Below are 19,325 nucleotides of genomic sequence, written 5' to 3' on the forward strand. Positions count from 1 at the left end.
CAGGGCGCGCAGGATGGGCACGCCCGCGCCCGCCAGCATGGCCAGCGTGCCGGCGAAGCGCGTGGCGTTGAAGCCGCGCGCCAGGCGGCCCAGCACGGGCAGGCGCAGCACGGCGGCGTCCATGCGCAGGCGCAGGCCCTCCTGCCGGTGCGCGAACACCAGCCCGATGAGACCGAGCACGAGCAACAGCAGCACGGCCCAGCCCCAGGCGCGCACGAAGGCGCTGATGCCCATCATGATGACCGTGAGCGTGGGCAGGGCGCGCTTGCTGCCCTCGAACACGCCCGCCACCTGCGGCACCACGTAGCTGACCAGGAAAACGACGATGACGATGGCCACCAGGGTCACGATGGCCGGGTACAGGGCCGCGGCGATGAGCTTGTTGCGCAGCGCCTCGCGCGCTTCCAGGTCGTCGGCCAGGCGCTCCAGCACGGTGCCGAGCTGGCCGCTCTGTTCGCCGGCGGCCACCACGGCGCTGTAGCTGGCCGCGAACTCGCGCGGGTACTGCGACAGGGCGCGCGCGAAGGACGCGCCGGCGTTGACCTCGCTGCGCAGCGTGGCCACCAGGTTGCGCAGCTTGTCGTTCTCGGCCTCGTCGGCCAGGGCGCTGAGCGCGCGCTCCAGCGGCATGCCGGCGGCCACCAGGCCCGCGAGCTGGCGCGTCCACACGCCCAGCGCGGTGTTGCTGAACACGCGCCCGCCCCACAGCGTGACGTTGAGCCCCTGGCCGCCGCCGGCCTGCGCCGACTGCGCGGCCGGCTCCACGGCCAGCGGCACCAGCGAGCGCGCGCGCAGCAGGCCGCGCGCGGCGCGCGCGGTGTCGGCGTCGATCACGCCCTTGTGCGTTACGCCGTTGGCGTCAACGGCCTCGAAGGTGTAGGCCGGCATGTCAGCAGGCCGCCTGGCCGCCGGGCCGCGCAGCGGTGGAGCGTGGGGGCTTCATGTTCATTCGCGGGTGACCGACATCACCTCTTCCACCGAGGTCACGCCCGTCTCGATCAGGCGCTGGCCGTCCTCGCGCATGGTGCGCATGCCGGCCTTCTCGGCGGCGGCGAACAGCCGGCTCTCGGCCGCGCGCTGGTGCACCAGGGCTCGGATCTGGTCGTCGGCCACCATGAGTTCGTAGATGCCGGTGCGGCCCTTGTAGCCGCTGTGGCTGCAGTGCTCGCAGCCCACCGGGTGCCAGCGGCCCTGCGCGTCCTGGCGGCGGCAGTGCACGCAGAGCTTGCGCACCAGGCGCTGCGCCAGCACGCCCAGCAGCGAGCTGCTGAGCAGGAAGGGCTCGACGCCCATGTCGGTGAGGCGGGTGACGGCGCTCGGCGCGTCGTTGGTGTGCAGCGTGGCCAGCACCAGGTGGCCGGTGAGCGAGGCCTGGATGGCGATCTGCGCGGTTTCGTGGTCGCGGATCTCGCCGATCATGATGACGTCCGGGTCCTGGCGCAGGATGGCGCGCAGGGCCTTGGCGAAGGTCAGCTCGATCTTGGGGTTGACCTGGGTCTGGCCGATGCCGGGCAGCTCGTACTCGATCGGGTCCTCGACCGTCATGATGTTTTGGCGCCCGGCGTCCAGCCGCTGCAGGCCGGCGTAGAGCGTGGTGGTCTTGCCCGAGCCGGTGGGACCGGTGACCAGGATGATGCCGTGCGGCTGCTGGATGAGGCGCAGGAAGCGCGCCAGCACATCGCCCTGCATGCCCACGGATTCGAGGTCGAGCTTGCTCTCGCTCTTGTCGAGCAGGCGCAGCACGGCGCGCTCGCCGTGCGCGCTGGGCAGGGTGGAGACGCGCACGTCCACCGCGCGCGTGCCGATGCGCAGGCTGATGCGGCCGTCCTGCGGCAGGCGTTTTTCGGAGATGTCGAGCTCGGCCATGATCTTCAGGCGCGAGATCAGGGCCGCGTGCAGGGCGCGGTTGGGCTGCACCACCTCGCGCAGCGTGCCGTCGACGCGGAAGCGCACGCTGGAGTGGCGCTCGAAGGGCTCGATGTGGATGTCGCTGGCGCCATCCCGCGCGGCCTGCGTGAGCAGGGCGTTGAGCATGCGGATGATGGGCGCGTCGTCGGCGGTTTCCAGCAGGTCCTCGATGGCCGGCAGCTCCTGCATCATGCGGCTGAGGTCGGCATCGCTCTGCACCTCGCTCACCACGGCGGCGGCGCTGGATTCGCCCTGCGAATAGGCCGAGCTGATGCGCTGGCGCAGGCCCTCGGCGTCTTCCCACTGCAGGTCCAGCAGCGGGTGCAGGCGCAAGATCTCGGACAGGGCCGACAGGCGCCTGGACTGGGCCTGTGGATCGGCCGCGGGCGTGCGGCTGCCCACCAGGGTGAGCCGGCCCGCGTCTTCCTCGAGCAGCCACTGGTGCTCGCGCGCGAAGGCGTAGGGCAGCGGGTACTTCATGGGCGCGGCCTCACTGCTGCGGGGCAGGGGCGGGCGCCGGGGCGCCCGCCGGCGGCGTGGGCGCGGGAACGGCGTTGGGTGAACCTTCGGGCGCGCCCAGCGGCGTGGGCCGCGGCGCCAGGCGCTCGTAGGGCAGGGCCTGCGGACCCAGCACCGGGGACTCGTTGATCTTGAGCACGCTGCTGCGTTCGGGCTGCAGCCCGCGCTGGATGCTGCGCATCTGCTCGTAGCGGTCGAGCGCGAGGTTGGCGGTGTCGCGCTCGTCGCGCATCACCACGGGGCGCAGGAACACCATCAGATTGGTCTTCTTGCGGCTGCGGGTTTCGCTGCGGAACAGGCCGCCGAGCACGGGCACGTCGCCCAGGCCGGGCACCTTGTCCTGGTTCTGCGCGTACTCGTCCTGCAGCAGGCCGCCGAGCACCACGATGGCGCCGTCGTTCACCAGCACGGTGCTCTCGATGCTGCGCAGGTTGGTGATGAGGCCGGTGCTGGAGTTGATCGAGGCCGGCGCGACGCTGGACACCTCCTGGTAGATGGTCAGCTTGATGGTGCCGTTCTCGCTGATCTGCGGCTTCACGCGCAGGGTGATGCCCACGTCCTTGCGCTCGATGGTCTGGAAGGGGTTGACCGAGCCGTTGTTGCCGCCGCCCGTGTTGGTGAACTGGCCGGTGACGAAGGGCACGTTCTGGCCGATGACGATCTTGGCCTCTTCGTTGTCCAGCGTGAGCAGGTTGGGCGTGGACAGGATGTTGCCGGCGCCGTTTTCCTGCAGGAAGCGCGCCAGGAAGCCCAGCACGTAGACGCCGCCGGTGCGGCGCGCCAGGCCGATGTTCAGGCCGGCGGCGGGCGCCGTCTCGCCCTGCGCGAGGTTGAAGATGTTGCGCCCGCCCTCGCCGAAATTGGTGCCGAGCAGGCCGATCACGCGGTCGCCCGACTGGCCGGAGGCGCCCTGCCACTGGATGCCGAACTCGGCGGCCTTGTCGTCGTTCACCTCGGCGATCAGGCTTTCCACATACACCTGGGCGCGGCGCGAGTCGAGCTGGTCGATGACCGCGCGCAGCTGGCGGTACAGCGGCTCGGGCGCGGTGATGATGAGCGAGTTGGTCGCCGGGTCGGCCTGGATCATGCCGCCGGTGGAGGGCTGGGCGCTGGCCGCCACCGGCGTGCTGGCGGCGCTGTTGGCCCCCATGCCGCTGGTGGCGCCGCCGCCCAGGTTGAGGCCGCCGGTGCTGGCGCGCGACAGGCCCCCGCCGGTGGACGCGCCGCCGCTGCCGCCCAGGGCGCCGCCGCTGCCGCCACCGTCGCCCGCCGCGATGGCCGCGCGCAGCGTGGTGGCCAGGGCCACCGCGTCGGCGTTCTTGAGGTAGACCACGTGGATGTTGCCGCTGGCCACGCTGGCCGAGGGCTGGTCGAGCCGCACCACGAGCGACTTGACCAGGGCCAGGCGCGCCGGGTTGGCCGCGCGCAGCACCAGCGCGTTGCTGCGCGGCTCGGCCACGATGGTGGTGCGGAAGGAGGCGTCACCCGCGGCGGCGCCACCGGCCGCGGCGCCGGTGGCGGTGGGGTCGATCAGGCGCTGGATCAGCGGCACGATGTCGGCCGCCACCGCGTGCTGCAGCGGAATGATCTCGACGTCGCTTGCGCCGGGCACGTCCAGCGCGGCGACGATGCGGCCGATGCGCTGCAGGTTCTCGGCGTAGTCGGTGATGATCAGCGAGTTGTTGCCCGGGTTGACGTTGATGGTGTTGTTGGGCGGGATCAGCGGGCGCAGCACCGGCACCAGATTGTTCGCGTTCTCGTGGTTGAGCCGGAAGATCTGCGTGACCACGGTGTTGGACGCCGGCAGCGCGGACGCGGCCCCCGCGTTCACCACGTTGCCCTGCAGCTTGGCGTCGGCCTCGGGCACGATCTTGTAGAGCCCGCCGGTGTCCACCAGCGCGAAGCCCTGCAGGCGCAGCGCGGCGGCGAATTGGTTCAGCGCGGCGGCCGGCGGCACGGGGCGGTCGGTGGAGAGGTTGATGGTGCCGCGCACGCGCGGGTCGACGACGACGCTGCGGCCGGTGATGGTGGCCATGGTGCGGGCCACGGCCTCGATTTCGGCGCCCACGAAGTTCAGGGTGACGGGCTCGGTCGGCCGGGTCTGCGCGGTGGCCGTCGGCGCGCCGTGCAGGCTCAGCGCCAGCGCGCAGGCCAGCGCGAGTGCGCTGCGGCGGCCGGCCAGGGGGGGGAGGGCAAACATGATGGCGATCCTACGTCTAAGGTTCACCCGATGGTGATGACCGAACGGGCGCCTTGGCGGCGGCCCACGATGTTGAGCAGGTTGGTCAGGGCCTCTTCGCTGCCGGGCGCGGCCTGGGCGTCGCCCGCGAAGCGCAGGCGCCCGCCCACCCATTGGCCCTGGCCTTGCAGCAGCAGGGCGCCGCTGAGGGTGCTCAGGTCCAGGCGGGCGGTGTCGCCCTCGGTCCCCGCGCGCAGCGTGGCGCGGTAGCTGCCCAGGGGGCGGATGCTGGACAGGCGCGAGGCCATGTCGAGGGCGTCGATGTCCAGCCCGCCCTGCAGCCGCGCGCGGCCGCTGGCCAGGGTGAGGGTGAGGCCCTCGCTGCGCAGCGCCAGCACGCCCTGCAGGCGCAGGGTGTTCCAGGGGGTGCCCAGGCCGGCCAGCAGTTCGGCTGGCCAGTGGCTGTCGAAGCCGGCGACGCTGAGCGAGGTTTCGCTCAGGCCGGGGTGCAGGCGCAGTTGCAGCGGCTGCGGGGTGCAGCACGGCGCCTGCAGCGCCAGCGCGAACGCGGGGCCGCCTTGCCAGGCGGGGCGCAGGCGCCAGCGCAGGCCTTGGGGCAGGGCGCTGCTGGTGCGGCTGCCTTCGCCGCCGGTGAGCAGCAGATCGGCCTGGCCGCTCCAGACACTGCCGCGCGCGTTGACGAGTTGCACCTGACCGCCGCTGGCCCGGTCCAGTGCGCTGGCCAGCCAGCGCGCCGGGGCGAACAGCAGCAGCGCCAGCAGCAGCCCCAGCACGGCGGCGGCGAAGGCCAGGCGGCGCACGGTGGCAGTGGTGCTCATGGAGTAGCCTCCGCGTGGCATGCCGCGGTGCGGGGTTGGAACCCCTTCGCGCAAGGCGCTGCGGTGCGAACGCCTTCGGGCGGCCGGGCGGCGTGGACTCGGAACACCTTCGCGCAAGGCGCTGCGGTGCGAACGCCTTCGGGCGGCCGGGCGGCGTTCATCTCAATTCCCTGCCAGCGGCGGGCCGCTCACCACCAGCGAGCCGCTCCAGGTGGTGCCTGGGCCGTCGCGGTTGAGTTGGGATTCGAGCGGCAGCAGCCGCGCGTTCACGCGCACCTGCTGCAGCCAGCCGGCCAGGGCCAGGGCTTCGGCCTGGCGCAGGGTGAGGGTGGCGCGGTCGCCCAGCACGTTGATCTGGCCGGTGCCGCCCAGGGCGCCGGTGGCGGCCTCGAGGGCGCGCAGGGCCTCGTCGCGGCCCGGCGGCTGGCCGGTGGAGGCGGTGCGCAGGCCCTCGGCGGTCTGCGCCAGTTGCTGCATGCGCGCGAGCTGCGCGTCCAGCGTGGCGTGGCGGGCCGGCGCCTCGCGCAGGGTGCGCCAGGCGGGGTGGATGGCGAGCCACCACAGCAGGGCCAGGCCCACGATGAGCGCGGCGGCCAGCACCAGCCGGCGTTCGCGCGCGGCGAGGCCAGCGTACCAGCCGGCCAGGGCGGCGCGGGCGCTCGCCGGGGAAGGGGTGTCGAGGTCGGCGGCCATGTCAGGGTTGCGGTGCCTGCAGCACCAGTTCGTTGCCGTCGAATTGCGCGCGCCAGCCGCCGCTCTGCAGGGCCTGCTGCAGCGCGCGCACCCGCTCCTCGCCGGTGCGCCAGCCCGACAGGCGCAGCGCGCCGTTGTCGTAGCCGATGCGGGTGGGCGACAGCGGTTCGCTGCCGGCGGCGCGGTCCACCGCGGCCAGCAGGCTTTCCAGGTCGCCGGCCGAGAGTTGGCCGCTGGCCTGCTGCAGCCGCGCCACTTCGCGCTGCATCTGCGCCGGGGCGTCGAGCACCAGGTTGACGTGGGGGAAGGCCGTGGTGAGGGTGGTGCGCACCGCGTCTTGCTTGTCCTGCAGGCTCTGGCGCTCCTGCCAGGCCGTCAGGTTCAGTCCGAAGAGCTGGGCCGCGACCAGCGCCGCGAGGCCCCAGCGCGCCGCGCGCCACTGCGGGCCGCTGCGGAACTGGCGCCAGGCGCGCCGCCAGCGCTGGCCGCGCCGCGCGCCCGAGGACAGGCTGAGGTCGAACTGGGCCAGGTTCCAGTCGCTCTGCCCCGCGCGCAGCAGCCACCGGGCCGGCGGCACCGGGTCGAAGGGGCGCTGCAAGGCGCGTTCGGCGAGTTCGGCCACCAGCGGGTCGGCCAGCCAGACGTCCAGGGCGTCGGTGGCGCGCAGGTCGTTGCCGGTGGCGCCGGGCAGCAGGGCGTCCAGGGGCAGGGGCTGGTCGTCGCGCAGGGGCACGCAGCTCACGCCCAGCAGGCTGGCGCTGGCCAGCCAGGCCTGATCGCCGTCGATGTGCGCCCAGTGCAATTGGCCGGGCGAGTCCATGGCGAAGCTGCGCGTGGCGCCGGTGGCACCGGGCGCGCGGGCGGGCACCAGGGGCCACATGAGCGGCGCGATGCGCGCCACCGGGCGGCCGGCGGATTCGAGCGCGCGCAGCCAGTCGCGCAGGCGGGCGCGGTCGGTGCAGGCCACCCACACGGTCTGGCCGGCGCGGCCGCCGGGCTCCAGGGCATGGTGCAGGGCGCCCACGTCGCTGAGCACCTGGTCTTCGAGCAGGCCGTCGAGCGCGGCGCGCAGGCGAGGGCCGCTCACGCGCGGCAGGCTCAGTCGGTGCCAGGACAGCGCGCGCGGCGGCAGCGCCAGCACCAGTTCCTCGTTGCGCGGCAGCAGCGACAGGGCCGATTCGCCGTCCTCGACCGGGTTCTGGCCGTCGGTGCTGCGCACCCAGCGCATCAGCGCGGCAGCGGCCGAGGGCGGTGCCAGGTAGTCGACGGGCGTGACGATGAGCACAGGCGGGATTTCAGAAGATGGGACCGGCCATTCTAGAGAGGGACCATGTCAAAGCCTCATCCAGGTGCCCTAGGGCGTTGCGTGGCGGCTTCAGTGGCCACCCGCCAGGGTGGCGGCCGGTGCCCTGGGGCGTCTCAGCGGCGCGTGAAGCGCTCGCGCCAGACGATGCGCGCGTCCAGGGCCTGGCGCATCACCAGGGAGCGCTCTTCGATGATGGTGTCGTCCAGCCGCAGGCGGCCGCGCACCTCGAAGAAGCTGCTGCGCACGCCGTGGTACTGGTCGCTGAGGACGGCCGGGCCCTGGGGCAGCAGGCGCTGCGCTTCGGCGATGCTGCGAAACGGCGTGCGCTCCCGCGCCGAGACGAGGCGGCGCGCCATGGCCAGGTCCAGTCCCGGCAGGGAGGCGGCGATGGCCTCGGCGCTGGCGGTGTTCAGGTTGAGCGTGGTGCGCAGCGGCAGCACGGTGAGGTGGGGCTCCAGCCGCGCCAGGCTGCTGGGCGAAATGCCCAGCCAGGCGAGCTGCGAGAGCTTGGACGGCAGCAGCGAGGCCGCGTCCGCGGGCAGGGGGTCGCTCAAGGACTTCTGGGCACTGGCCAGCAGCTCCTTGGCGGCGGCTTCGAGCTCGCTGCGCGGCAGTCCGAGCAGTTCGTACAGGCGGCGCAGGCTGTCCAGGTCGGGCTCGGAGAGCTCGTACTTGAGCGGCACGGCACCGTTCTGGACGGTGGTCAGGCGCGCCACGTTGTTGAAGTTCAGGCGCGACTGCAGGTCGGTGATTTCGCCCGAGAGGAAGGCTTCGAGCGTGCTGTCGGCGGTGTTGTCGCGGTCGGCGGCGAGGAAGCTGGACAGCCGGGCCTCTTCCAGCGGCAGCGCCCAGGGCTCGCCCAGGTGGTCGGGGTTGCCATTGGTCTGGTTGCCGCGCCCATCCTCGCGCAGGATCAGGCGCGCCCAGTCGAGCGCGCCGGTCAGGATCCAGGCGGCCTGGGCGCGCTGGCGCTCCGCGCGCTCGACCTCCAGCGCGCGCCATTGCTGCCACAGCGCGCTGGCGGCCAGCGCGGCCACCAGGGTGACGGTGAGCATGGCCAGCAACAGCGCGGCGCCGCGCTGGTGGGTGCGTGTCACGGGACGGCCCTCCATGCTGTGCACGGCGGAGCGGAGTGCCTTGGGAGCGGCCCGGCCGCGCTCATGGCGAGGGCTCCAGCGTGGGGCGCACCCAGTCGCGCTGCAACACGCCGTGCAGGGCGGTGCCGGCCGGGGGCAGTTCCAGCAGCAGGCGCACACCATTGGGCATGTTCAGGTGGGGGGTGTAGGACATGCCGCGGGGGGGCGGGCTGTCGGCGGCCGACTGCGGGTTGGTCCAGGCCTCGCCGCGGTGGTAGTAGAGCTGCCAGCTCAGGGCCGGCACCAGGGCGATGGCGCTGTCGGCCGTGGGGGCGGTGAGCGCGTCGCCGGCGGCGTTGCCGGGGGCGTTCACGCGGCCGGTGGCCCAGTCGGCCGCGCGCTGCCAGGCGAGGGTGAGCTCGTTGCGCTGGCGCAGCGGGCCCGACTGCCAGCGCGACCAGCGCGGTCCCTCGGGGCCGTTGAGCAGGGCCCAGGCGACCACGCGCACGCCCCGGCTGTCCAGGCCGGTCTCCATGGGGTCGCGCCGGGTGAGTCGAAGCACCTGGCCGTTGAAGGCGATGGGCGCGACCTCGCGCGTGTCGACCAGGGCGTCCAGGTCGGCCGTCCACTGGCCCAGGGCGGACTGCAGGCGGCGCAGCTCGTCGCCTCGCGACTGGGTGATGCTCTGCGTGCGCCCCATGCCGTCGATGGCGCGCCAGGCCAGCACGGCGATGATCGAGAGGATGGCCAGGGCCACCAGCAACTCGATCAGGGTGAAGCCACGCGCGCGCCGCTGGCCCATCAGAAGCGCCCTTGCACGGTGGACAGGGTCAGCAGGCGCACCCCGGGGCCGTCGGCGCCGCGCAGCACGGTGGCGTCGATGCGGCGGAAATTGGGGTTGGGCGTGGGCAGGACGGAAACCCGCACGCGCAAGTCGCGGCCGGCCTGCTGGCAGGTGGATTCGCTGTTGCCTGTGCCGGGCAGCTGGCGCTGCAGGCGCAGGGCGATGAGTGTGTTCTCGGCGCACAGGGTGGCCAGCCACTGTTCGGTCTGGCGCTCGGCCGTGCGCGTGAGCGCGTTGCTGGCCTGCAGGCCGGTGGTGAGGGCGAGCGCCACCACGCCCAGGGCCACCAGCACCTCGATCAGGGTGAAGCCGCGCGCGCTTTTCATAGGGGCGTCAGGGCGCGTCCGGGGTGACGCGGAAAGGGCCCAGGCCGTCGGTGGCCAGCACCAGGCGGCGCTCGCCCAGGCCGAGGGCGATGCGCTGCGCCGGGATCAGCGGCTCGGGGCCGAGCACCAGGGCGGTGGCGCCGGGCGGCTGCAGCACCTGGGCGCCGGTGTCGGCGTTCAGCCATTGGTGCGCGCCCTCGGAGGGCGTGGGGCCGTCGCCGGCACGCGCACGCGGCAGGCCGATGAACTCGAAGCCATGGGGCCGCAGGCGCCACACCACCGGCAGACCGCTGGTGAGCGATTGCGCGCGCGCCGATTCGAGCATGGCCGACAGGCGCAGGGCCTCGCGCTCCAGCCGCGTGCCGCTGTCGTCGCGCAGCGCGAAACTGACGGCCGCCGTGGCCATGGCGATGATGGCCACGACCACCATCAGTTCGAGCAGGGTGAAGCCCCGTGGGCGGCCGTGCGGCATGGTGCGGGCGGGCCGTCGGCGGGCCGGCCGGTTTACTGCCAGCTGCCGATGTCGGCGTTGGCGCCTTCGCCGCCGGCCTGGCCGTCGGCGCCCAGCGAGAGCACGTCGACTTCGCCGTGCACGCCGGGGTTGAGGTACTGGTACGGCCGCCCCCAGGGGTCGTTGGGCAGCTTGTCGAGGTAGCGGCGCCAGTTGGGCGGAATCGCCCCGACGGTGGGTTTGTTGACCAGCGCGCCCAGGCCTTGCTCGGCGCTGGGGTAGCGCTGGTTGTCCAGGCGATAGAGCTTGAGCGCCTGCATGAGGTTGTGGGTGTCGGTGCGGGCGGCGGTCATGCGCGCATCGTCCGTTCGGTCTAGCACGTTGGGCACGATGAGCGCGGCCAGCACGCCGATGATGACCAGCACCACCATCAGCTCGATGAGCGTGAAGCCGCGCCGCAGCGCGCGTCGGGTGGGTGCGTAAGAGGGGAAGAGGGGGCGTGTCAAGGGAGTCTCCGGCACCGGGTCGTCGGGCGCCCCGCGCGGGGGTCGGTCGATCATAATGCGCGCATGAGTCGGGCATCCACCTTCGGGCACTCGGTCTTCCTGGGCGAGGGCGCAGCGGCGCCAGGCGGCGCGCCGCGGCGCGCGCCGGGCGCGCTGGCCGTGCTGCTCTGGCTGGCAACGGGGCTCAGCGTGGGTTACTGGGTGCTGCAGGCCATGGGTCGCTCGCCGCTGACCCCCGTGGCCGCGCCCGCGGTGGCGGCGCCCGCGCCCGACACGGCGTCCGTGGCGCGCGTGCTCGGCGCCGTGCAGGCCGTTGCGGTGGACACCCCGGCCAGCGCGCCCGCCCCGCTGTCCTCGCGCTTCCAGTTGCTGGGTGTGATCAATGCCGGCGGCGCCGACGGCGCCGCGCTGATCGCCATCGACGGACAACCACCCAAGCCCTACCGCGTGGGCGCCGAGCTCGACGGCGGCGTGGTGCTCCAGTCGGTGCAGCGCCGCTCGGCGCGGCTCGCACCGGCCGGCGGCGGCCAGCAGGGCTTCGAGCTGAGCTTGCCCGCCCCGCCGGGCGACACGCCCTGAGGCCCAGGGCCGCCCGCCATGGCCCCGCGCGGCGGAATCCCCACCGACCCCGCGCCCCTGCCGGACGCGCTGAGGCCCTCGGGCAGCCTGCTGGCCAACCTGAGCGACGAACTGCGGCGCTACCCGCCCTTTGATGAGATGGAGGCGGCCCACGTGGCCGCCTTCGTGGCGGCCTCGCGCCAGGCCTACTACGCGCCTGGCGAGCCGGTGGTGGACCCGCAGGACGGGCCGGTGCGCGAGCTGTTCTTCATCCGCCGCGGCGCGGTCACCGGCAAGCGCGGGCTGTCCGAGGTTTCCGGCGGCGCCTTCCAGTACGAGGCGGGCGATCTGTTTCCCATCAGCGCGGTGCTGGCGCAGCGCGCGCCCACCACGCTGTACCACGCCACCGAAGACACTTTCGTGCTGGTCATCGGCGCCGAGGACATGCGCGCCCTGGCGGCGCAAAGCCCGCCGTTCGGCGACTTCCTCAACCGGCGCATCCTCAAGTTCCTGGAGCTGTCGCGCGCGGCGCTGCAGGTGGCCTATTCCTCGCAGGCGCTGGCCGAGCAGTCGCTGGAGACGCCACTGAGCGAGCTGGGCCACAAGGCGCCGGTGAGTTGCGCGCCGCACACGCCGCTGCGCGAGGTGCTGGGCCAGATGCACGAGCGGCGCATCGGCTCCATGCTGGTGGTGGACGGCGCGGGCGCGCCGCTGGGCATCCTCACGCGCTCCGACGTGCTGGGCCGTGTGGTGCTGCCGCAGGTGCCGCTGGACGCGCCGGTGTCGTCGGTGATGGTGCGGCCCGTGCACAGCCTGCCGCACGACGCCAGCGCGCAGGACGCCGCGCTCGCCATGTCCACGCACGGCATCCGCCACGTGCCCATCACGCGCGCGGGGCGGCTGGTGGGCATCGTCTCCGAGCGCGACCTGTTCGCGTTGCAGCGGCTCAGCCTCAAGCAGGTGAGCTCCAGCATCCGCAACGCCACGGGCGTGGACACGCTGCGCGTGGTGGCGCACGACATCCGCCGTTTCGCGCGCACCCTGCTGGGCCAGGGCGTGCAGGCGCGCCAGCTCACGGCGCTGATCAGCCATTTGAACGATGCGCTGGGCGCGCGCTTGATCGAACTGCTGGCGCAGCGCCATGGCATCGCCTTGGCCGACTGCTGTTGGCTGGCGCTGGGCTCCGAGGGCCGCGGCGAGCAAACCATCGCCACCGACCAGGACAACGCGCTGATCCGTCCCGATGGCAGCGAGGCCGCGCCCTACCTGGCCTTCGCGCGTGAGGTGAACCAGGCGCTGGACGACTGCGGCTACCCGCTGTGCAAGGGCGGCGTGATGGCCGGTAACCCCGAGCTGTGCCTGACGTTGACCCAGTGGCGCGAGCGTTTCGCGAACTGGATCGAGCATGGCTCGCCCCAGGACCTGCTGAACGCCAGCATCTTTTTCGACTTTCGCCCGCTCGCTGGCCACGAGGCCCTGGCCCGCGCGCTGCACGACGAGGTGCTGGCGCACGCGCGCACCACGCCGCGTTTCCTGAAGCAGCTCGCGCTCAATGGCCTGGGGCGCACGGTGCCGCTGAACTGGCTGGGCAACATCGACACCGAGGCGGTGGAGGGCCATGACACGCTGGACCTCAAACTGCAGGGCACGGCCATCTTCGTCGACGTGGCGCGCCTGTACGCCCTGGCGCACGGCGTGCCGGCCACCAACACCCGCGAGCGCCTGGAGGCGGTGGGGCCGCTGCTGGGCGTACCGGCGCACGAGGCCCAGGCCTGGGTTGGCGGCTTTGACTACCTGCAGCTGCTGCGCCTGCACGCGCAGCTGGACGGCACCACGGTGGGCGACAGCCCGAACCGCATCGCGGTGGACACGCTCAACGACATCGACCGCCGCATCCTGAAGGAAACGCTGCGCGTGCTGCGCGCCCTGCAGCAGCGGCTCACGCTGGACTACGACCGGTGAGCGCGTGGTGGTCGGCCTGGTTCGGCGGCGGCGACGCGGCGCCCGCGGCGCCCGAGCGCTGGGTGGTGCTGGACGTGGAAACCAGCGGCCTCGACGTGGCGCGCGACCGCCTGCTGGCCATCGCCGCCGTGGGCCTGCGCGTGGACTGGTCGCGCCGCCGCCTCGACGTGTGCCTGGGCGACAGCTTCGAGGTGGTGCTGCGCCAGGAGCGGGCCTCCAGCCGCGACAACATCCTGCTGCACGGCATCGGTGTGCAGAGCCAGCGCGACGGGTGGGATCCGGTCGAGGCGCTGCGGGCCTTCGAAGCCTTCGCCGGCGCGGCGCCGCTGCTGGCCTTCCACAGCGCTTTCGACGAAGCGCTGATCGGCCGGCACGCGCGGCAGCACCTGGGGCGGCGCCCAGCCAATCCCTGGGTGGACATCGAGCACCTCTGCGCCGTGACGCACCCCCAGGTGCGGGCCCGCTCGCTGGACGAGTGGATGGCGCATTTCGGCATCACCTGCCCCCGGCGCCACCAGGCGGCGGCCGACACCCTGGCTGAGTGCGAGCTGCTGCAGCGCATATGGCCGGCGGTGGCGGTCGAGTGCCGAAACTGGCGCGGCGTGGAGCGTTTGGCCGGCCGACGGCGCTGGCTGGCGTCGGGCTAGCGGGGGGCTTCAGGCCTCCAGCAGCGCCTGCGTGGCCAGCAGCAGCGGCCAGGCCAGCAGCGCGCCCGTGCCCTGGTTGATGTGCAGATCGAGGTCGAGCAGCGGCATGGCCTGCAGGTGGATCAGCATGAGCCGGTGCGCGGTGGCCGGCGAGCGCTGGGCGTAGACCAGGTAGTCGGCCACCGCCGGGCTCAGGCCGCGCGCCACCAGGGCGGCGGCGCCGGCCACGAAGCCGTCGACCAGCACCACGCGCCGTTCGCTGGCCGCCTGCAGCATGGCGCCGGCCATCATGGCGATCTCGAACCCGCCGAAGGCCGCCAGCGCGTGGATGGGGGAGATGGCCTGCGCGTGCCGCTGGGCCGCGGCGGTGAGCTTGTCCAGGCGCTGGAAATGCACGGTGTCGTCGAAGGCCGAGCCGGGGCCGTCGTCGCGCGGCAGGGCGTCCGCCATGGGCACGCCGCACAGGCGCGACAGCAGCAGCGCCGCGCTGGCCGGGTTGGCCACGCCCACCTCGCCCAGTGCCAGCACCGTGCCCGGCAGATGGCGCACCACGTCCATGCCCGCGTGCAGCGCGGCCACGGTCTGGCTGAGCGACATGGCCGGGCCGAGCAGGCAGTTGCGTGTGCCGTAGGCGATCTTGCGCGCCTGCAGGGTGGCCGGCGGACGGCCGCGCGCCGCCGGCGGCTGGGTGATCGGCGTGGCCATGCCGGCGTCGACCACGGTCAATTCAAAGCCGTGCTGGCGCGCCAGGGTGTTGACCGGCGCGCGGCCCGCGAGCAGTTGGGTGACCAACTCGGCGGTGGCGGACTGCGGCAGGTCGCTCATGCCCTCCACGGCCAGGCCATGGTCGGCCGCGAACACCACCAGTTGCGGAGCGTCGAACACCAGCAGGTCGAACGGCAGCGCGCTGCTGTGCTGGATGCGCGCGAGCTGCCCGGCCAGCCACTGCAGCTGGCCCAAGGCGTTGGCGGGCTGACCGTCGGGCTGCAGGCGCCGGTGCAGGGCGTGCTCCAGCGTGGTGTCGGCCGTGCCGGCGATGGCGGGCAGCTTCAAGCCCTCGACGGGCGCGAACGGGCGCGGTGCGTTGATGGGCGTGAGGGCGGGATCGCGCGCCATGGGGTGCTCAGCTGCGCAGGAACAGCCGGTAGGCCGGGTTCTGCGTTTCCTCGACATAGGGGTAGCCCAAGGTGTCGAGGAACTTGGCGAAGGCCTTGTCGTCCTTGGCCGGTACCTGCAGGCCGACCAGGATGCGGCCGTAGTCGGCGCCCTGGTTGCGGTAATGGAACAGGCTGATGTTCCACCCCGGGCGCATGAGGCTGAGGAACTTGAGCAGGGCGCCCGGGCGCTCGGGGAAGATGAAGCGCATCAGGCGTTCGTCCTGCGCCAGCGCGGAATGGCCACCCACCAGGTGGCGCAGGTGTTCCTTCGCCAGTTCGTCGTCCGTAAGGTCCAGCGTCTCGAAGCCATGGCGCACCAGTTGCTGGGCGATCTTGGCGGACTCGCCCTTGCCCGCCGTGGTGAGTCCCACGAACACATGCGCCTGGGCGCTGTCGTGCATGCGGTAGTTGAACTCGGTGACGTTGCGCGCCGCGCCGGGCAGCGAGCCGATGACCTCGCAGAAGCGGCGGAAGCTGCCGCGCTCCTCGGGCATGGTCACGGCGAACAGGGCCTCGCGCTCCTCGCCCACCTCGGCGCGCTCGGCGACGAAGCGCAGGCGGTCGAAGTTCATGTTGGCGCCACACAGGATGGCCGCGTAGGTTTGACCCTTGGTCTTGTGCGTGGCCACGTACTGCTTGATGGCGGCCACCGCCATCGCGCCCGAGGGTTCGACGATGCTGCGGGTGTCGACGAAGATGTCCTTGATGGCGGCGCACACGGCGTCGGTGTCCACCGCAATGAACTCGTCGACCAGCTCGCGCGCGACGCGGAAGGTTTCCTCGCCCACCAGCTTGACGGCGGTGCCGTCGGCGAACAGGCCGACGTCGGGCAGCGTCACGCGCTCCTTCTCGGCGACCGAGCGCATCATGGCGTCGGAGTCGGTCATCTGCACGCCGATGACCTTGATCTCGGGCCGCACGGCCTTGATGTAGTTGGCCACCCCGCTCACCAGGCCGCCGCCGCCGATGGCGACGAACACCGCGTCGAGTTGGTTCGAACCCAGGCTCTGGAGCTGGCGCAGTATCTCCATCGCGATCGTGCCCTGGCCGGCAATCACGTCAGGATCGTCGAAGGGGTGAACGAAAGTGAGTCCCTGCTTCTTTTGCAGGATGACGGCGTGGTTGTAGGCGTCGGTGTAGCTGTCGCCGTGCAGCACCACCTCGCCGCCGAGGCCGCGCACCGCGTCGATCTTGAGCTGCGGCGTGGTCACCGGCATCACCACCACGGCCCGCGCGCCCAGCTTGCGCGCGCCCAGCGCCACGCCCTGCGCGTGGTTGCCCGCCGACGCGCAGATCACGCCCTTGGACAACTGCTCGGGGCTGAGGTGCGCGATCTTGTTGTAAGCCCCGCGCAGCTTGAAGCTGAAGACGGGCTGCTGGTCCTCGCGCTTGAGCAGCACCGTGTTGTGTAGCCGCCGGGACAGCGCGCGCGCCGGGTCCAGGTTCGACTCCACCGCGACGTCGTACACCCGGGCTGTCAGGATCTTCTTGAGGTAGTCGGCGGGCGTCAGGTGGGCGGCGGGGGTTTTCATCACCAAGCATTATCTGCGGGCGAAAAAAAACCCGGACCAACGTTGCTGGTCCGGGTTTGAATCCACCCGTGGAGGGTAGAGGAGACAACCGAAAATACAATGACGTAAGTATATCGCCGGATTGCTGCGTTGCAACAACCCGGCTCAAGTTGCCCTCATTTTTAGAGCAAGGCCCTTAGAAAATGCGGGCTTTGTCACGGAGAACCCTTTCATGGAATGCACCGTCACCTGGACCGGCGCCAGCGGCACCCGATCGGCCATGGGCTTCGTTGCCGAAACCGGCAGCGGCCACGTGCTCGCCATGGACGGTGCGCCCGACGCCAACAAGCCCGAGAACGGCGGCGCCAACCTGGCGCCCCGTCCCATGGAGACCGTGCTCGCGGGGACCGGCGGCTGCACGGCCTACGACGTGGTGCTGATCCTCAAGCGCGGCCGCCACGACGTGCGCGGTTGCTCGGTCAAGCTCACCAGCGAGCGCGCCGCGGTCGATCCCAAGGTGTTCACCAAGATCCACATGCACTTCACCGTCACTGGCAAGGGCGTGCCCGCCAGCGCGGTGGAGCGCGCCATCGCCATGAGCCACGAGAAGTACTGCTCGGCCAGCATCATGCTGGCCAAGACGGCGGAGATCACGACCAGCTTCGATCTGATCGAAGCCTGAGCCTGCGTCCCTTGTTGGGGACGCTCAGATCCGGTGCGCCACGGTCGTCATGACCTTGGCGGCCATCCGCATCATCCCCTTCACGGGCGCCGGCAACTCGGCGGCCCCGGCCTGCTGGGCCTGGCGAGCGTGCCGGGCCTCGTCCAGTTTCATCTGCGCCACGATCGCCCGCGAGGCGTGGTCCTCGGCCGGCAGGCGGTCCAGATGGCTGGCCAGGTGGGCTTCCACCTGGCGTTCGGTTTCCACCACGAAACCCAGGCTGGGGCCTTGCCCCAGGCGGCCCGCGATCAGGCCGAGCCCGAAGGCGCCGGCGTACCAGAACGGGTTGAGCCGTGATGGCCGGCTGCCCAGTTCGTCGAGGCGGGCCTTGGTCCAGGCCAGGTGGTCGGTTTCCTCGCGGCCGGCCTCTTCCAGTTGCCGGGCCAGGGCCTCGTTCGATGCCTTGCCACCCGGTCCGGGCCAGCGCGCTGCGAAGGCTTGCGCGGTGTACAGCGCCTGGGCGCACACCTCGCCCACGTGGTTGACCCGCATCAGGGCACCGGCGAGGCGCCGGTCCTCGGTGCTCAGCGCACCATCGTCGTGCCGCTCGGGCACGGTGGGGCAGGGCTGGCTGGCCCGCGGGGCGGCGAACAGGGTGCGCAAGGCCGAATCGGCCGCAACCACCAGGGCGTCGCTGAAAGTGCTCATGAAACTCTCACGTTGAATCGGCGGTGGACTGGTGCGGGGAGTATGGTGCCACGCCATCTGTCTAAGGGTTACCCCTCGGAATCGTGGCAACGCTGCAACATCGGCACCACGCTGGGGCGGATCGAGGTCGGCAAACATGGCGGTGACCAGCTGTTTCTGATGCAATGCCCGCAGCTTCCTCAATGGAGGTCGGCTCGGGGGCAAAGACTTCCGGCCTCTTAACCCAAACCTTGGAGAATTCCTCGATGAAAAAGACCCTGATCGCTCTGGCTGCCGTCGCAGCCTCCAGCGCAGCACTGGCCCAGTCGTCGGTGACCCTGTTCGGCATCATGGACGTGAACGTCCGCCACACCTCGACCAAAATCGGCGGCGTCAAAACCTCGCTGAGCGAAATGGGCCAAGACGGTACCGCTTCGAGCCGCCTGGGCTTCCGCGGTGTCGAGGACCTCGGTGGTGGCATGAGCGCCAGCTTCTGGCTGGAAGGCGCCCTGAACCCCGACACCGGTACGCCCGCCGGCCTGCAATTCCAGCGCCGCAGCACCGTCAGCCTGTCGGGTGGCTTCGGTGAAGTCCGCCTGGGCCGTGACTATGTGCCGACCTTCTGGAACCACACCGTGTACGACCCGTTCGGCACCAACGGTCTGGGCAACTCCATGAACATGTACTCGCCCAACGCTGGTGTCTTCCAGGCGACGACCGTGCGTTCGAACAACATGGTGTCATACTTCACGCCGAACATGGGCGGCTTCCAGGCCCAGCTCAGCTATGGCTTCAAGGAAGTGACCACCGGCACCAGCGCCAGCGACTACCAAGGCCTGCGCCTGACGTACGCCAACGGCCCGCTGTCGGTTGGCTTCGCCACCGCTTCGGAAGGCAACGTGGGCGCCGCCGACTCGCGCCGCACCAACGTGGGTGCTTCGTATGACTTCGGCTTCATCAAGCCGATGTTCAACTACACCACGTCGAAGGAAAAGACCGTCGACCTGAAGGTGAACAACCTGATGGTGGGCCTGACCGCTCCCGTGGGCCCGGGCCTGATCAAGGCTTCGTACACCCGCACCGAAGTGGAAGTCCCTGGTATCTCGGTTGATGGCAACCAAGTTGCTGTCGGCTACGAGTACGGCCTGAGCAAGCGCACCGCCCTGTACGGCAACTTCGCCCGTATCAGCGCCGATGCCGGTCTGCTGGCTGGTCCTGAGTACAAGCGCACCGGCTTCGAGCTGGGCATCCGCCACTCCTTCTGATGTCCCGCGGGCTTGGCCCGCTGGCGTCTGAAGTCAAAAGCCACCGCCTCGGCGGTGGCTTTTTTTTGCCTATGGGGATTGGCCTGCTATTTGCTTAAGAGGTTTAAGAAAGTGGGATGACGTTGTTGCTTCATTGCCACGTTTTCCCCCTGTCTTGTGTAAAACCCCTAGGGGCAAACCCGTAACGTGCATGTCGATGGGTACCATCACTGCAGTTTCAGTCGTGTGAA

Annotated in this window: 19 protein-coding genes; 5 read left to right on the forward strand and 14 right to left on the reverse strand. The window is 71.5% G+C overall.

The genetic code is table 11. The features are described 5' to 3' along the window. The 11 genes from BGO22_RS04605 to gspG form a co-directional block, all read right to left on the reverse strand. Window positions 1-888 (reverse strand): type II secretion system F family protein (locus tag BGO22_RS04605; protein WP_286849323.1); only part of this gene is annotated, 888 nt, incomplete at its 3' end. 57 nt (window positions 889-945) lie between these two features. Next, window positions 946-2,388: a type II secretion system ATPase GspE gene (gspE, locus tag BGO22_RS04610; protein ID WP_070401024.1), complete on the reverse strand. Its 1,443-nt coding sequence runs from the start codon at window positions 2,386-2,388 to the stop codon at window positions 946-948. 10 nt (window positions 2,389-2,398) lie between these two features. Next, window positions 2,399-4,627, reverse strand: coding sequence for a type II secretion system secretin GspD (gspD, locus tag BGO22_RS04615; RefSeq protein WP_286849326.1), 2,229 nt, complete (start codon window positions 4,625-4,627; stop codon window positions 2,399-2,401). A gap of 23 nt (window positions 4,628-4,650) precedes the next feature. Next, window positions 4,651-5,445, reverse strand: coding sequence for a type II secretion system protein N (gene gspN, locus BGO22_RS04620; protein ID WP_286849329.1), 795 nt, complete (start codon window positions 5,443-5,445; stop codon window positions 4,651-4,653). 162 nt (window positions 5,446-5,607) lie between these two features. Next, the gene (locus tag BGO22_RS04625; RefSeq protein WP_204744235.1) at window positions 5,608-6,138 is read right to left on the reverse strand and encodes a type II secretion system protein M; all 531 of its coding nucleotides are present in this window, start codon (window positions 6,136-6,138) and stop codon (window positions 5,608-5,610) included. 1 nt (window position 6,139) lies between these two features. Beyond that, a complete protein-coding gene (gene gspL / locus BGO22_RS04630) occupies window positions 6,140-7,423 on the reverse strand; it encodes a type II secretion system protein GspL (RefSeq protein ID WP_083293343.1) in 1,284 nt (427 codons plus the stop codon). Window positions 7,424-7,557: 134 nt separating this feature from the next. Beyond that, window positions 7,558-8,541, reverse strand: a complete 984-nt coding sequence (gene gspK / locus BGO22_RS04635) for a type II secretion system minor pseudopilin GspK (RefSeq protein WP_286849335.1) — start codon at window positions 8,539-8,541, stop codon at window positions 7,558-7,560. Between the two features lie 61 nt (window positions 8,542-8,602). Next, complete coding sequence (locus tag BGO22_RS04640) at window positions 8,603-9,322, reverse strand: PulJ/GspJ family protein (RefSeq protein ID WP_070401029.1); 720 nt, start codon at window positions 9,320-9,322, stop codon at window positions 8,603-8,605. Further along, the gene (gene gspI / locus BGO22_RS04645; protein ID WP_286849340.1) at window positions 9,322-9,690 is read right to left on the reverse strand and encodes a type II secretion system minor pseudopilin GspI; all 369 of its coding nucleotides are present in this window, start codon (window positions 9,688-9,690) and stop codon (window positions 9,322-9,324) included. Before gspI ends, BGO22_RS04640 begins: the two co-directional genes overlap by 1 nt. A 7-nt stretch (window positions 9,691-9,697) precedes the next feature. Continuing rightward, the gene (locus BGO22_RS04650) at window positions 9,698-10,162 is read right to left on the reverse strand and encodes a prepilin-type N-terminal cleavage/methylation domain-containing protein (RefSeq protein WP_070401031.1); all 465 of its coding nucleotides are present in this window, start codon (window positions 10,160-10,162) and stop codon (window positions 9,698-9,700) included. 32 nt (window positions 10,163-10,194) lie between these two features. Continuing rightward, on the reverse strand, window positions 10,195-10,647 hold the full coding sequence (gene gspG / locus BGO22_RS04655; protein ID WP_070401032.1) for a type II secretion system major pseudopilin GspG: 453 nt from the start codon (window positions 10,645-10,647) through the stop codon (window positions 10,195-10,197). A 63-nt stretch (window positions 10,648-10,710) separates the two neighbouring features. Between gspG and BGO22_RS04660 the strand changes: the two genes are divergently transcribed. Genes BGO22_RS04660 through BGO22_RS04670 form a run of 3 tightly spaced genes read left to right on the forward strand, consistent with a single transcriptional unit; the run spans window position 10,711 to window position 13,814 of the window. Next, the gene (locus BGO22_RS04660; RefSeq protein ID WP_083293344.1) at window positions 10,711-11,226 is read left to right on the forward strand and encodes a type II secretion system protein N; all 516 of its coding nucleotides are present in this window, start codon (window positions 10,711-10,713) and stop codon (window positions 11,224-11,226) included. An 18-nt stretch (window positions 11,227-11,244) separates the two neighbouring features. Then, entirely contained in the window at window positions 11,245-13,167 is a 1,923-nt protein-coding gene (locus tag BGO22_RS04665) for a DUF294 nucleotidyltransferase-like domain-containing protein (protein ID WP_286849344.1), read from the forward strand. Further along, a complete protein-coding gene (locus tag BGO22_RS04670; RefSeq protein WP_070401034.1) occupies window positions 13,164-13,814 on the forward strand; it encodes a 3'-5' exonuclease in 651 nt (216 codons plus the stop codon). The genes BGO22_RS04665 and BGO22_RS04670 overlap by 4 nt, the downstream gene beginning before the upstream one ends. Window positions 13,815-13,823: 9 nt before the next feature. Here the strand turns inward: BGO22_RS04670 and BGO22_RS04675 are convergent, their stop codons facing one another. Beyond that, complete coding sequence (locus tag BGO22_RS04675; RefSeq protein ID WP_204744246.1) at window positions 13,824-14,930, reverse strand: nicotinate-nucleotide--dimethylbenzimidazole phosphoribosyltransferase; 1,107 nt, start codon at window positions 14,928-14,930, stop codon at window positions 13,824-13,826. A 7-nt stretch (window positions 14,931-14,937) separates the two neighbouring features. Beyond that, window positions 14,938-16,503, reverse strand: a complete 1,566-nt coding sequence (ilvA, locus tag BGO22_RS04680) for a threonine ammonia-lyase, biosynthetic (RefSeq protein WP_286849348.1) — start codon at window positions 16,501-16,503, stop codon at window positions 14,938-14,940. Window positions 16,504-16,714: 211 nt separating this feature from the next. Between ilvA and BGO22_RS04685 the strand changes: the two genes are divergently transcribed. Then, window positions 16,715-17,164 (forward strand): OsmC family protein, encoded by a 450-nt coding sequence (locus tag BGO22_RS04685; RefSeq protein ID WP_286849350.1) that lies wholly within the window; start codon window positions 16,715-16,717, stop codon window positions 17,162-17,164. A 24-nt stretch (window positions 17,165-17,188) separates the two neighbouring features. Here BGO22_RS04685 and coq7 read toward each other — a convergent pair whose 3' ends face one another. Beyond that, complete coding sequence (gene coq7, locus BGO22_RS04690) at window positions 17,189-17,851, reverse strand: 2-polyprenyl-3-methyl-6-methoxy-1,4-benzoquinone monooxygenase (protein WP_070399194.1); 663 nt, start codon at window positions 17,849-17,851, stop codon at window positions 17,189-17,191. Window positions 17,852-18,015: 164 nt separating this feature from the next. Between coq7 and BGO22_RS04695 the strand changes: the two genes are divergently transcribed. Continuing rightward, complete coding sequence (locus tag BGO22_RS04695; RefSeq protein WP_286849353.1) at window positions 18,016-19,095, forward strand: porin; 1,080 nt, start codon at window positions 18,016-18,018, stop codon at window positions 19,093-19,095. Window positions 19,096-19,325 lie beyond the last annotated feature (230 nt).

Origin of the sequence: Hydrogenophaga sp. 70-12 (assembly GCF_001897365.1) — a bacterium.
GTDB lineage: Bacteria > Pseudomonadota > Gammaproteobacteria > Burkholderiales > Burkholderiaceae_C > Hydrogenophaga > Hydrogenophaga borbori.

Coding starts and splice junctions, on each gene's coding strand:
- BGO22_RS04660 (WP_083293344.1), top strand. CDS start 10,711: ATGAGTCGGGCATCCACCTTCGGGCACTCGGTCTTCCTGGGCGAGGGC.
- BGO22_RS04625 (WP_204744235.1), bottom strand. CDS start 6,138: ATGGCCGCCGACCTCGACACCCCTTCCCCGGCGAGCGCCCGCGCCGCC.
- BGO22_RS04675 (WP_204744246.1), bottom strand. CDS start 14,930: ATGGCGCGCGATCCCGCCCTCACGCCCATCAACGCACCGCGCCCGTTC.
- coq7 (WP_070399194.1), bottom strand. CDS start 17,851: ATGAGCACTTTCAGCGACGCCCTGGTGGTTGCGGCCGATTCGGCCTTG.
- BGO22_RS04665 (WP_286849344.1), top strand. CDS start 11,245: ATGGCCCCGCGCGGCGGAATCCCCACCGACCCCGCGCCCCTGCCGGAC.
- ilvA (WP_286849348.1), bottom strand. CDS start 16,503: ATGAAAACCCCCGCCGCCCACCTGACGCCCGCCGACTACCTCAAGAAG.
- BGO22_RS04695 (WP_286849353.1), top strand. CDS start 18,016: ATGCCCGCAGCTTCCTCAATGGAGGTCGGCTCGGGGGCAAAGACTTCC.
- gspI (WP_286849340.1), bottom strand. CDS start 9,690: ATGAAAAGCGCGCGCGGCTTCACCCTGATCGAGGTGCTGGTGGCCCTG.
- gspD (WP_286849326.1), bottom strand. CDS start 4,627: ATGTTTGCCCTCCCCCCCCTGGCCGGCCGCCGCAGCGCACTCGCGCTG.
- BGO22_RS04685 (WP_286849350.1), top strand. CDS start 16,715: ATGGAATGCACCGTCACCTGGACCGGCGCCAGCGGCACCCGATCGGCC.
- BGO22_RS04640 (WP_070401029.1), bottom strand. CDS start 9,322: ATGGGCCAGCGGCGCGCGCGTGGCTTCACCCTGATCGAGTTGCTGGTG.
- gspN (WP_286849329.1), bottom strand. CDS start 5,445: ATGAGCACCACTGCCACCGTGCGCCGCCTGGCCTTCGCCGCCGCCGTG.
- BGO22_RS04650 (WP_070401031.1), bottom strand. CDS start 10,162: ATGCCGCACGGCCGCCCACGGGGCTTCACCCTGCTCGAACTGATGGTG.
- gspE (WP_070401024.1), bottom strand. CDS start 2,388: ATGAAGTACCCGCTGCCCTACGCCTTCGCGCGCGAGCACCAGTGGCTG.